This is a genomic window from Synechococcus sp. CBW1108, from assembly GCF_015840335.1.
In the GTDB taxonomy this organism is placed as follows: domain Bacteria; phylum Cyanobacteriota; class Cyanobacteriia; order PCC-6307; family Cyanobiaceae; genus Cyanobium_A.
On sequence record NZ_CP060395.1, the window covers coordinates 2,939,764 to 2,951,887 of the forward strand.

12 protein-coding genes are annotated in these 12,124 nt (G+C 62.3%); 7 read left to right on the forward strand and 5 right to left on the reverse strand.

What is annotated here, in order from left to right:
- Window positions 1-35: 35 nt before the first annotated feature.
- From H8F27_RS15935 to H8F27_RS15945, 3 genes are all read left to right on the forward strand, one after another.
- Window positions 36-1,259: a glycosyltransferase family 2 protein gene (locus H8F27_RS15935; protein ID WP_197149397.1), complete on the forward strand. Its 1,224-nt coding sequence runs from the start codon at window positions 36-38 to the stop codon at window positions 1,257-1,259.
- Window positions 1,260-1,629: 370 nt separating this feature from the next.
- A complete protein-coding gene (locus H8F27_RS15940; protein ID WP_197149398.1) occupies window positions 1,630-1,782 on the forward strand; it encodes a hypothetical protein in 153 nt (50 codons plus the stop codon).
- Between the two features lie 674 nt (window positions 1,783-2,456).
- A complete protein-coding gene (locus H8F27_RS15945; RefSeq protein WP_197149399.1) occupies window positions 2,457-3,491 on the forward strand; it encodes an IS5 family transposase in 1,035 nt (344 codons plus the stop codon).
- A gap of 1,541 nt (window positions 3,492-5,032) precedes the next feature.
- Here the strand turns inward: H8F27_RS15945 and H8F27_RS15950 are convergent.
- The 4 genes from H8F27_RS15950 to H8F27_RS15965 all read right to left on the reverse strand — a co-directional run bounded on the left by H8F27_RS15950 (window position 5,033) and on the right by H8F27_RS15965 (window position 8,647).
- A complete protein-coding gene (locus H8F27_RS15950; protein ID WP_197149400.1) occupies window positions 5,033-5,218 on the reverse strand; it encodes a hypothetical protein in 186 nt (61 codons plus the stop codon).
- On the reverse strand, window positions 5,175-5,441 hold the full coding sequence (locus tag H8F27_RS15955; protein ID WP_197149402.1) for a CDGSH iron-sulfur domain-containing protein: 267 nt from the start codon (window positions 5,439-5,441) through the stop codon (window positions 5,175-5,177). Before H8F27_RS15955 ends, H8F27_RS15950 begins: the two co-directional genes overlap by 44 nt.
- A 46-nt stretch (window positions 5,442-5,487) precedes the next feature.
- On the reverse strand, window positions 5,488-7,119 hold the full coding sequence (locus H8F27_RS15960) for a mechanosensitive ion channel family protein (RefSeq protein WP_231596366.1): 1,632 nt from the start codon (window positions 7,117-7,119) through the stop codon (window positions 5,488-5,490).
- A gap of 307 nt (window positions 7,120-7,426) precedes the next feature.
- Complete coding sequence (locus H8F27_RS15965) at window positions 7,427-8,647, reverse strand: IS256 family transposase (RefSeq protein WP_370594526.1); 1,221 nt, start codon at window positions 8,645-8,647, stop codon at window positions 7,427-7,429.
- Between the two features lie 178 nt (window positions 8,648-8,825).
- Here H8F27_RS15965 and H8F27_RS15970 point away from each other — a divergent pair, with 178 nt between their 5' ends.
- The 3 genes from H8F27_RS15970 (at window position 8,826) to H8F27_RS15980 (ending at window position 11,183) form a co-directional block, all read left to right on the forward strand.
- Window positions 8,826-9,101, forward strand: coding sequence for a galactose oxidase (locus H8F27_RS15970; RefSeq protein WP_197149403.1), 276 nt, complete (start codon window positions 8,826-8,828; stop codon window positions 9,099-9,101).
- Window positions 9,102-9,278: 177 nt separating this feature from the next.
- The gene (locus H8F27_RS15975; protein ID WP_197153655.1) at window positions 9,279-10,817 is read left to right on the forward strand and encodes a SulP family inorganic anion transporter; all 1,539 of its coding nucleotides are present in this window, start codon (window positions 9,279-9,281) and stop codon (window positions 10,815-10,817) included.
- A 66-nt stretch (window positions 10,818-10,883) separates the two neighbouring features.
- Window positions 10,884-11,183 (forward strand): DUF1651 domain-containing protein, encoded by a 300-nt coding sequence (locus H8F27_RS15980; RefSeq protein ID WP_231596367.1) that lies wholly within the window; start codon window positions 10,884-10,886, stop codon window positions 11,181-11,183.
- Between the two features lie 61 nt (window positions 11,184-11,244).
- Here the strand turns inward: H8F27_RS15980 and H8F27_RS15985 are convergent, their stop codons facing one another.
- Window positions 11,245-11,541 (reverse strand): MTH1187 family thiamine-binding protein, encoded by a 297-nt coding sequence (locus H8F27_RS15985; RefSeq protein ID WP_197149406.1) that lies wholly within the window; start codon window positions 11,539-11,541, stop codon window positions 11,245-11,247.
- Window positions 11,542-11,594: 53 nt separating this feature from the next.
- Here H8F27_RS15985 and H8F27_RS15990 point away from each other — a divergent pair, with 53 nt between their 5' ends.
- Entirely contained in the window at window positions 11,595-12,044 is a 450-nt protein-coding gene (locus H8F27_RS15990) for a CopD family protein (protein ID WP_231596368.1), read from the forward strand.
- Window positions 12,045-12,124: the final 80 nt, after the last annotated feature.

Below are 12,124 nucleotides of genomic sequence, written 5' to 3' on the forward strand. Positions count from 1 at the left end.
GGCCACCATGGTCAGAACGACTTGAGGGCTATGGCATGGATCCAGCCACGGCCCTCGCCTGGGCGCTGCTGTCACTAGCCGCCGCCGCCGCCCTTGGCCTGCTGACTCTGATCGCCGGCCTGGCGCGGGGGTTTGAGCAGGCGCCCAGGCTGATGGAGCAGCCAGAGCCGGGAACTGAAGCGTCAGAGGCCCTGGCCAGCACCTCGCTCACTGTGGTGGTGCCCACCTACAACGAAGCGACCAACATCGCCGCCTGCCTCACCAGCCTACTGCGCAGCGAGAACCCCTGCGGCGACTGGCGGGTGTTGCTGGTGGACGATCGCTCCAGCGATGCCACGGTGGCGATCGCCGAGGCGGCGGCAGGAGCCTGCGGTGCCACGGAGCCCCGCTTCTCACTGCTCGACGCCGGGGCCCGGCCGGAGGACGAGCGCTGGGTGGGCAAGAACTGGGCCTGCAGCCGTGCCATTGAGCAGGTGAGCAGTGACTGGGTGCTGTTCGTAGATGCCGATGTGAGCCTGCAGCCAGCCACCCTGCGGCGCGCCCTAGCCCAGGCGAGTGCTGACGGGGCGGACCTGCTGAGCCTCGCGCCGCGACTGAGCTGCGGCTGCCTGGCGGAGTGGATGGTGCAGCCAATCATGGTCAGCCTGTTGGGGCTCGGCTTTCCGATTGAGGCCGCCAATGATCCCGCCAGTCCGGTGGCGTTCGCCGCCGGGCCGTTCATGCTGTTCCGCCGCAGCGCCTACGCGGCTATCGGCGGCCACAGGGCCCTGGCGGCGGAGGTGGTGGAGGACCTGGCTCTGGCGCGGCGGATCAAGCAAGGCGGCCATCGCCTGCGTTACCTGCTGGGGTTGGATGCGCTCGAGCTGCGCATGTACAGCGATTTCACCTCCCTGTGGGAGGGCTGGACCAAGAACTGGCTGCTGGGCCTCGATGGTGATGTGGCCAGAGCCCTGGCGGCCTCCTCGGTGGTGCTGCTGATGTTCAGCGGCCCTTGGCTCATGACACCGGCTGCGGCCTTCGCCGCAGTGCTGCTGCCGAATCAGCGGCTGGTGCTGCTGGCCGCCCTGGCCCTCGCCCTGACGGGAATCGGCCTACAGCTGGTCCTGCGCCTGTGGACCCGCCGCCACTTCCAGGTGCCGCTGACCCTCTGGTGGCTGATTGGAGCCGGTGCCCTGGTGGTGGCCGCGATCGGCCCGGTGTCGGTATGGCGCACCCTCAGCGGCCGCGGTTGGACCTGGAAGGGGCGGCCGTTGGCGTGAACGGCCACTGGAAATCCAGTGTCGGCAAATCGGGCGGCAGGTGATGCCGTTGCCCAGGTGCTCGGCGGCGAGCGGTTCATGAAGAGCCTTAGCCGCAGATCACAAGCGGTGGCCGCCTGGGAGGAGAAGCTTGCCTGCCCCCGAGACCGTCCGATGGTGACTGCATCAACAACCGGGGTGAGCTCGGTCTGCTTCACGCTCGCTTCAGTCACGCCGAGCCAATTGGCCACCTGCACCTGCGCGGCGACAATCAGCTAGGGACTCCTGAAAAAGCCAGATCGACTGCAGCGCGGCTTGTTTCAGCGATCAAGGCCCGATTAACTTGCCTTGAGAAGGCAATCGACGATTGCTAAGTTGCTGAGCAATGCAGATGTACCGGAAACTCCATAACGGCCAGCTCTCAATCAAGGATTTTCATGTGCCTTTTGGCGGCACGCTGGACACGGACAACCGCTGGGTGATCTTCTCCTCCTTGATGCGAGAGAACAGCGCTCCTCAAAAGCTACAGCTAAGCGCAGACTAGCGGAGGCGAAACGAAGTGGAATGATGCTTTGGATCAGGGAAGAGAAAGTATTCACTAAGTTTAATTATGGCTTGGCTGAGCAAAGTTGCAGAGAACTCCATCTCCATGGCTTTTGTGGTGATGTGGGCAGAGAAGATCCGGAGGCCCCTCCGCCTATTTTTTTATCACTATTTTTGCCTGGTTATGCACCTGGAAATGGCCAGTTGCCTCTTGAGGGGCTCGGGAACATTTGGCGGCTTGAAACAAACGGATCACTGGCCACTGGATAACCGTGCATTTGAGCCGACTACGACCTGCTATTCGGCTGCAATCGGATCCTGCGGGCCGTTCGACTTTTCAGGAGTCCCTCATTGGACAATGCTCAGTAGTCATACGGCGAGTGCCATGCCTCGCCCGCGCTACCGCCAGAACCCGCTCCCGCTGGGCAGTGATGTCCCACCGACTGAGCTCTAAGGGGTGACCTCAATAGGGATTAAAGCTGGATATAAGAAGGCAAAAAATGACTTGACTTAGTGACTAAAATTGCCAATATTTTTCCCTCCTCGCTCGTTCTAAGACTGCGTCAATCGAGGATCGTGGGCTGGACTTACATAGGGGCACCTCGAAAAATACGACCAGCCCTTGCGTTGAGGCGACAATAGCTTATAATTTGGATAGTTAATTGCATACCTGGTATGGGCCAGAGAGGCTTCTGGGACGAGCAGCAGAGGGTTGAAAAGCTCAAAACTAAAAAACCTGTTCTTGAGCGACTTTCCCAGTCGATTCCTTGGGAATCATTTCGCCCACTGCTCGAAAGAGGTTATGCGCAAGAGCGGAAAAGCAATGCTGGTCGGCGGAGAATTGATCCTCTGATCCTCTTCAAAATGCTGGTGCTCCAACAGCTTTTCAATTTGAGCGATGATGACACTGAGTTCCAGGTAAATGATCGCCGTTCTTTTGAAGAGTTTGTTGGCTTAGGCGTAATGAACGATATTCCCGATGCTACTACTATCGCCTTTTTTAGAGAAAGGCTTCGTAAGGCTGGGGTAATCGAAGAGCTGTTTGAAAAGTTTGAGGCCTATCTCCGGTCCCAAGGCCTCGAAGCCCGTGGCGGGCAGATAATTGATGCAACGTTGGTTCCAGTGCCACGGCAGCGGAATAGCAGAGAAGACAACAAGGAGATTAAAGAGAATCGCATGCCTGAAGGATGGGACGAAAACCCAAATCGATTGCAGCAAAAGGACTTAGATGCGCGATGGGTTAAAAAGAACGGCATCAATCACTATGGCTACAAGAACAGTATCTGTATCGACGTTGAACATGGATTTATCAGACGCTATGCCGTGACACCGGCCAATATCCATGACAGTCAGATGCTGCCGATGCTCCTCGATCCTGAGAACACAGATGATTATGTTTGGGCAGATTCTGCCTTTGCAGGCGAGCGCTTTGAAGACCTACTGGATCTTGGCGGTTTTGAAAGTTGCATTCACGAAAAAGGCAGCCGCAATCACCCGCTAAGCGACGCAGCCAAAGAGCGTAACCGTATTAAATCAGCAATTAGAGCTTGTGTGGAACATGTTTTTGGCTGCATGACCATGTCTATGGGTGGCAAGATGACTAGAAAGATTGGGCTTGAGAAAAACAAAGCATGGTGGGGTCTCAAGAATCTGACATTTAACTTCTTGCGATATATTCTAAGAGCAAATCGTGCATTTGCACTCGCATGAGTAATAATTTTCATGAGGCTGCCTGATTCAATTTAGTCGTTTTGTTGTGCAAATTATTAGATCGTTTGGCGCCGCAAGGCGTTTTTTTTTGCAAGCGGCTGTAGGTGTGAAATTCTTGATTTTTCGAGGTCCCCATAGGTTATACCCGATGGGGCGATGCCTGTGATCTGAAAGACCACCGGTTCATCTCTGGTTACAAGAAAGTGGTTGAGATTGGCGGGCTCAGTCCAGAAGCTGCCAGGCGGCAGGGCCTTCAGCTAAGAGGGGGCGAGGTGACTTCCGAAGCCCACATAAAGGGTTCCGGAGATCACGGTGTAAGTCCTATTCTCTGGATGGGAGTGTGGATAGTTGATGAAGTTGGCGGGATAGCTGACTCTCTGGACATAAAACCCTGGCTGTGTTCTGCTACCGATCAGGTCTGAGGCTTTTGCGCCAGCTGGGGCTGGCAATGCCTTCCATTCCATCTCGCTCGGTGTCAGCATCACCCTCTTGATCCCGACTTCCTGGGCGTGGGCAATCGGAATCAATGCTGGCAGCAGCCCAAAGGCTGCAACGAGCGATGTGCAGCTAAGCAGGCGAGTGGTCTTTGGCTGATACATTGTTGCCCCTTGGTTTTCGTTAACGGAAGATCTTGTTTGTTTTCTATCCTGCCCTTTCACTGACCCGCAGCCAATGGAGCTGAGCTGACAGCGTGGAGTCAGTCCCGGCCCCTCTCCCCATTCTCTGCATCACGTCTGCCTTCTGATACAGCCGCAAGCCTAAGAAACTCATCAAGCGCCACAGTGGGGCCAGGGCTGTCTCTAACTCCCCTGCCGCCTGATCCATTCCTGGCACCTTGCCGTAATCGGTGTTGCGCCGGGGGGCCCAGAGCCTAAAGCTGATGTCGTCGGTTGAATCTGTGACCACACAGGGCGCTGGCCATGCCTCGGCTATCTGGCCGTGGTGGTCGAGCTGGTGGTGGGAAGCCGGGCTCTCGTGGTGGAGGTGCGTAGGGCGGTTTTGCCACTTGTCTAGTCATTTGGTTCCCCCTGGCGCAGCGGCGAGAATTATGTACGCGGCGGCGGTTGCCTAGTTGACACCTGGCAACCCGGCCTATGACGACCTACAAAACAAAACCCCTGAGGTAATCCTCAGGGGCGCTGGGTAAGAAAATTCAATTGGCGGCCGATAGAAGCTGCTGGCGTTGGCACCTGGGGCCATGCATTCCAGGTGTGCGGCGGATGCTCCTCCTGTGGGCACCTGCGGCGGTGCGGCTGGAGTGTCGATCAGTCAGGCGCACAAGGTTGAGCTGCAGTGGGGAATGCTGCTCTCTTGCCCGGCTGAACGACCCGCCCAAAGATAAATAAAGACTGTTGGAGCAGGGGCCGGCAGTCAGCGTGCTTCTTGAACCTGGCGGGGTGGCGTGTCGTCCATGTTGGGCGCCTCCTGGGTTGATGAGCACAGCATCGCTGGGCCAGCGGCTCAGCACAATCGGCCTTTACACGCATTGCCTCTGGCTGCAGATCGGAGGAGAATGGAAATGTTTTGTGGCCTGCTGTAGCTCAGGCCATGGGCTTCTGAGTGCCGAGCTTGATCGCCTGCTCGCTCATCACTTCCCTGCAGCGCTCCGTGCCGTGCATGAGCTCTCCGAGGATCACCTCCTGTGCCTGGATCCAGCGGTCGTAGCGGAGGTCTTCGAGCCGCTCATCCCCATGGCCGCCACCAGGGCCTGGGTGCTGGTGCCCCATGGCTGCCGTCGCAGAGGGGGTAGCGGCGGGAGTGGCCGCAACTGCACATCGGTACCGTGGCGGGCTTGTTCAGCCGCAGCTCGTAGGAGACACGGCCGGTGCCCAGGTGGGTGCCATCGCAAAACCAGCCGTGATGGCTGCGGCCGCAGCTGCAGAGCTGGTGCACGCCAGCCGGCAGGTCCAACGGCTCGGGGCCAGGGGTGGGCGCTGCAGGCTCGGGCATGACGGGTTCTCTCCCCCATTAGGTATTAGGCCCAGTCTGGTGCTGTTCAGCAGCGGGGCGGAGTGGGGGGCGGGGTGCCAAAGGACTCGGCAGGCCAGGGGGGCACCGTGCTCCCGTTGCCGTTGCGCATGGCGTGGTAGCCGGGAGAGAGGATCTCGACGCCAGCGCCGGCGAACTGATCCTGGATGACCCCCAGCAGATCTGAGAGGGTGCTGCGGTAGGTGTCCACATCCTCCACGTAGGCGTTGAGCTCGTAGCTGATGTGGAAGTCGTTCAGTGAGGTCTGGAGCACGAACGGGGGCCTCTCCTGGCTGATGCCTGCTGTAGCGCCGGCCGCATCCAGCATCAGCCGGTGAACCTGGCGCCAGGGCACGTCGTAGCCGATGGTGACGGTGGTGGCGATCACCACGGGCTCCGCGATCTCCCGGCGGGCCAGGCTGTAATTGATGATCGAGGCCCCCAGCACGGTGGCGTTGGGGATGCTCACCACCTCGTTGCGAGGTGTGCGCAGTCGGGTCACCAGCAGGGCGGAGTCGTGAACGATGCCTACGGTGCCGTTGATGCTGACCCGGTCGCCCTCCTGGTAGGCCCGGGTGTAGGTGAGCATCAACCCCCCGATCAGGTTGGCCGCCACGGCACTGGAGCCCAGGGCCGCCAGCAGCCCCACGAAGAGACCAGCGCCCTGGAAGGCCTTGCTGTTGGCCCCTGGGATGTAGGGGTAGGCCAACACAACGCCGAGCAGCAGAATGCCGATCCCCACCAGCCGGGCCGTGGGCCGGGCCCATTCCGGATAAAACCAGCTCAGGCGCAGGTTGCCCAACTCCACCGCCCGGAACCAGGCGTTGCTGGCCCGCATCAGCAGCACGCTGAGGGCCAGGATCGCCACCACGGAGATGAGGTCAGGAATGGCCCTCGAAAAGGCCTGGGCGCCGCCTACCACCAGGTCAGTGATCTGGCGCCGCAGGGTTTCGGACAGCGCCTGGGTGGGGGGAAACAGCCCAAGGAATAGGGGAATGGAGAGGTAACTGACCAGCAGCAGCAAGGCTCCGTGAACGATCCGACGCAAGGGGTCGAGGAGGCTGCGCTCCTGATCGGCGGTGAGCCACTGGTTACCCCCCACCTGCAGCCCCCGGATCCGGCCATTGGTGGGATCGTTGATCCAGCGTTCCAGGCGCCGGTTAAGGGCGATCTGGCCGCGCAGCCAAAGGATGTAGAAAACCAGAGCGAGCAGGGCCAGGGCGGTTCCCCGCAACCAGTCCGACCGCCGGTGGGTTTGGCGGTGGCGCACGATCGCCGCGCGGATCTGCTCTAGGTAGCGCTGGGCCAGCTGCTGGCGGCTGAGCTGAAAGCGGGCCGCGTTGCGGTCATCCACTGAGAGGCGGGGCTCAAACTTGCCGTCCCGCATTACGCCGATGGAGGTGTATGGCGGGTCCTCTTGCAGAACGATCTGCTCGGGCTTGATCGAATAGTTGGCGGCCAGCTCGGCCAGCCGCTGGCTGCCCATCCTCGCCACCTGCGCTGGGTTCTGGGCGCCGGCAGCGATACGGATCTCAAGTACCCGGCGGCCATCAAGTTCGATGTAGGCCGGGGTCGGGGCCTCATCCGCCCGGCTCAGGGGGGCCGCCAACAGCAACTGGGTCGCCAGCAGAGCGGCCAGCAGGGGGAAGAGGAAGCGCACCCATTTGGGGCGTGGACCGCGTCCCTTTGCGTGGTGTAAAACCCGAGGCCCGAATGCCCTGATCAGAGGGTGAACAGGGTGGAATGACGGGCTGTCATTCCGGAGGCGCAGATGCACCTCGTTTTTTCACCTTGAATCAAGGGCGATTGACTTGTCAAGTCTTTCGCCCGATCGCGGATGTGTTGTGTTCTGGAGTGGCTGGCACCAGCCACAGGTTGTTGCCCCGGCCCCCGGGCGGCGATCAAGACCGCTGCGCCCTGTAGAGGCGCTGCAGCCTCGATCACCTGGGGCCTGTTTCCTGCAGCTCTCAGGCGCCGGCGGCCTGGAGGGTAGGGGTGTCGCCCAGTTCGGGGATGGTCGCCATGCTCTCGGCGGAGAACATGCGGCGGCCCTCCAGCTGCCAGTGCTCGTGTTGCTCCAGCAACACCGCCCCGACTAGGCGGATGATCGCAGGGTCGTTGGGAAAAATGCCCACGACCCTGGTGCGGCGCTTGATCTCCTCGTTCACCCGCTCCAGCAGGTTGGTGCTCCAGATCTTGCGCCAGTGGTCCTTGGGGAAGTGGCGGAAAGCCAGCACGTCCTCCTTGGCCTCGTGCATGAGCGCAGCGGCCTTGGGGAAGCGCTCCGCCAGCGAGGCCGCCAGATCATCCCAGCGCGACTCGATCTCCTCAGCGGTTTCTTGGGCGAACACGCTGCGCAGGGCAGCGGTGACCATGCCTTGGTGAGCCCTGGGAACACACTGCAGCAGGTTGCGGGCAAAATGCACCCGGCAGCGCTGCCAGACGCAGCCCTGCAATTGCCTGCGGATCGCCTTGGTGAGGCCGCTGTGGGCGTCAGAGATCACCAGCTTGACGCCACCCAGACCCCGCTCTTTGAGGTGGGAGATGAACTCCGCCCAGAAGGGCTCGCTCTCACTGTTACCCACCTTGAGGCCCAGCAACTCCCGGCGCCCGTCCTCGTTGACCCCCATGGCGACGACGACAGCGCGGGAGCAGACCTGCTGGGCCTTGCCCAGGCGCCCCTTGAGGTAGGTGGCATCCAGGTAGACGTAGGCGTAGCTGCTGCTCTCCAGCGGCCGGCCCAGGAACGCCTGCACCTGCTGGTCGATGTCCTGACAGATGCGGCTCACCTGCGACTTGGAGATGCCGCTCTGGGAACCCAGCGCCGCCACTAGGGAATCCACCTTGCGGGTCGAGACGCCACTGATGTAGGCCTCCATGATCACCGCGTACAGGGCCTGATCGACCCTGCGGCGGGGCTCGAGGATCGTGGGCAGGAAGCTGCCGGCTCGCAGTTTGGGGATCTGCAGGGCGAGATCCCCCACCTGGGTGGTCAGGGTGCGAGGCCGGTAGCCATTGCGTTGGTTGACCCGCTCCTCGCTGCGCTCATGGCGATCGGCACCGACCACAGCGGAGGCCTCCAGTTCGATCAGCTGCTGCAGGCCGTAGCGGGCCAGCTCGGGGATCAGCTCACCGGCGCTGCTGCCATCGAGTAGCGCCGCCAGTTCAGGGGTGCGTTCTCTATTCAGGGGTTGGTGCGTAATGGTCAGTGTGGTTCCGATAGGCGGCAGCTTGAGGCGACCAGCCCAGTCGCCCCGCAAGGGGCCCCATCAAGGGCACCCACCAAGGGCGGCGGCCAGAGCAGAACCCCTGGCACCAAGACCCATACCGTGCTAGTACAGGCGTACGCATGCAGCAGTCGCCAGGGTGCCACTCCCCCTCTCCCGCTTAGAGCCCTTCCGCAAGGAGGAGATCGAGGACTGGCCCTGGCTGGACCAGGCGGTGCTCCGCTCCAGCCGCAGCCGCCAGGTCTGCATGACCTGCCACTTCTTCCGCCACCACCCAGGGCCCGAGTGCATCCCACTGCTCACCTGCCACCTAAATCAGGGCCTAATCGCCCACGGCGAGCACCTCATCAGCAGCTGCAGCGGCTGGACCGAGGACGTTCATCGCCAGCGGGGCTGGGCGCCGGAGGCGGCCTGAAGATTCAGGAGCAGCTGGTCTGTTCTGGCTGCCACGGACGCGCTGGCATACATTTCGATGATGGTGATCAGCCCCCCGTAAGGCAGTCGAGCTCTGGTGCTGGCCAGCGGGCCGGCCGATGTCTTCTTGCCCTACTTCGCCCTTGAAGTGGGCGCCACGACTGATCTGTACCAACTGATGACGTTCTCCCTCAAGGAGTGGTGGGGCCGACCCCACCGCGACATCCTCTCTGGCCTGGTGGTGGCCTTCGCGATGATTCCGGAGGCGATCGCCTTCTCCGGCATCGCCGGCGTCGATCCGCGCGTGGGCCTGTTCGGGGCCTTTCTGCTCTCAGTCACCCTTGCTGTGGTGGGTGGTCGCACGGCCATGATCACGTCGGCCACCGGCTCCACGGCCCTGCTGATGACCGGGCTGGTGCAGCAGGGCAATGCCCTCGGCCAGGGTCTGGGGTTGCAATACCTGCTGGCCGCAGGCATCCTCACCGGCCTCTTTCAGATCGCCTGGGGCTACCTACGCCTCGCCCATCAGATGCGCTTCGTGCCCCAGCCAGTGATGGCGGGCTTCGTGAATGCGCTGGCAATCCTCATCATCCTGGCGCAGCTGCCGCAGCTGGGCCTCGATGTGTTTCATCCCGAGGCGGTGACGCTGATCGCTGGTCAGCTGCCAGTGGTGTGGGGCCTGATGGCGCTCACCCTGGCGATCATCTATCTGCTGCCGCGGCTCACCACCGCCGTACCCTCGGCCCTGGTGGCCATCCTGATCACCACCGGACTCTCCATTCAGCTGGGGCTCAAGATCCCCACTGTGGCTAGCCTCGGCACCCTCCCTGAAGGCCTGCCGCAACTGGGCCTGCCCCAGGTGCCATTCAACCTGCAGACCCTGGGGCTGATCCTGCCCACGGCACTGGCGATCTCGCTGGTGGGTCTGATGGAGACCTTCCTCACCCAGGACATCCTCGACGACCTCACCGACAGCTCCAGCTCCAAGAACTCCGAGGCGCGCGGCCAGGGCATCGGCAACATCGTCAGCTCTCTGTTCGGCGGCATGGCCGGCTGCGCCCTGGTGGGCCAGTCGGTGATGAACGTGGGCTACGGCGGCCGCACCCGCCTCTCGACCCTCAGCTCCGGGGTGGCCTTGCTGGCGATGATCCTGCTGGCCAGCCGCTGGGTGAATCAGATTCCGATGGCCACCCTGGTGGGGGTGATGGTGATGATCGCCATCAACACCGCCAACTGGAGTTCGATCCGCGCCATCCGCCGCATTCCCAAGAGCGACACAGCCGTGATGCTGCTGACGGTGGTAGTCACCGTGCTCACCCACAACCTGGCGGTGGGTCTGCTGGCGGGCGTGGCCCTGGCCGGAATCATGTTCAGCCGCAAGGTGGCCAAGGTGATTGCGGTGTCCAGCGAGGAGCTGGCGCCTGATCACCGCCTTTATCGGGTGCGCGGCCAGCTTTTCTTCGTGAGCAGCATCTATTTCCGTCAGGGTTTCGAGCTCCACGAACACCCGGCCCGGGTCACGATCGATATGGCCGAGGCCCATATCTGGGACCAGAGCGGCGTCACGGCCCTCGACCAGGTGATCCGCCGGCTCAAGCTCGGCGGCAGCGCCGTGGAGGTGCTGAACCTCAACCGAGATAGTACCGATCTCTTCGCCCGCATCGGCGTGGCCGAAGAAGCGGGCGGCCGCGGTGGCGATCTCGCCCTGGAGCACTGAAGCGAGACCAGTGGCGTGAGCTGTTCCTCGAAGCCTTCATCCAGGCGTATCGCAAAGCCCTCCCCAATGCTCCCCATGCACGTCAGTGACAGGAAGCAGCATCCGCCGCTCTCTCCGCAGGGGGGCTGGCTCAACGATGGCCGTCAGGTGCTCCATTTCCAGCCCTGCCGCTACGACCGCTGGAGTCAGAGCCTGGAAGGGACTTTTGGAGAGGTGATGCCCGGCGGGGAGCCACCACTGCTCAAACATCGCAGGGAGCTGATGCGAGATGAGGCGATCAAGCTCTGGGCCAAGAAGCGCAGATCCGGCTGGCAGGTCTGCACGCCGCAGTGGAACCCGCCGCCGCCCCTGAGTTCAAGGGATTGACAATGAGAAAGCGACCGACTGGCTCACTTTTCGATGTCGCCAGATCACGGCGACCCCGCGCTCAAAGCAGTGCCCGCACGCTGGCCACCTTGTCTTCCAGTATCTGCTCCTTGTCCGTGCGGGGGTTGACTTTCACCGTTGTGTAAATCCGAGGGCAGCCCATGCCGTATACCGCCTGGTTGCAGGCATCAATCGCCTGGAACACCGGCTGCCACTCGCCCTCGATCGCCGTGCCGTTGGGATGCAGCTGGATCTTGAGGCCTGCTTCTGTGAGCACCGTCTCGCAGGCGGCGATGTAGGGAGCCAGGTGCACGCCCACCCCGATCGGCACCACGCACAGATCCACGATCACCTTCACAGCACAGCCCGCTCGATTGCACCCATCGTGGAAGCAGATGCCCGGGTGCTGCCGTGCCTGTGTTCCCGCTGCTGGTGATTGTTCATGCCCTGGCCGCCACGGTGTGGACCGGCGGGCATTTGGTGCTGGATCTGGGGGTGCTCCCCGGGGCCTTGCGAGCACAGAGCGCGGCCCAGGTCCGCGCCTTCGAGGAGGTGTTTGAGCCGCTCGGTCTCACGGCCCTGGCCATCCAGGTGGTCACCGGGCTGTGGATGGGCTGGATCTACCTGCCAGGCTTCCAGGGCCTGTTCAACCCGGCCAATTCGATCGGGCTGCTGGTGGGCGTCAAGCTGCTGCTGCTGGCCGCCACAGCTGCCCTGGCCATTCACGCCCGGCTGAGGCTGATCCCCCACCTCACCGACGCCAACCTGAGCAGCCTGGCCTGGCACATCCGCAGCATCACCGCCCTGGCGATCGCCTTTGTGGTGGTGGGTGCCCTGATCCGGCTTGGTGGGATGCTCTGAACTGGCTCTATCCCCACAACAAAGCCCGGAGCGTTGGCCCCGGGCGTTTGCCTGCTCAGCCGTGGTGCCGTCCCAAGGGG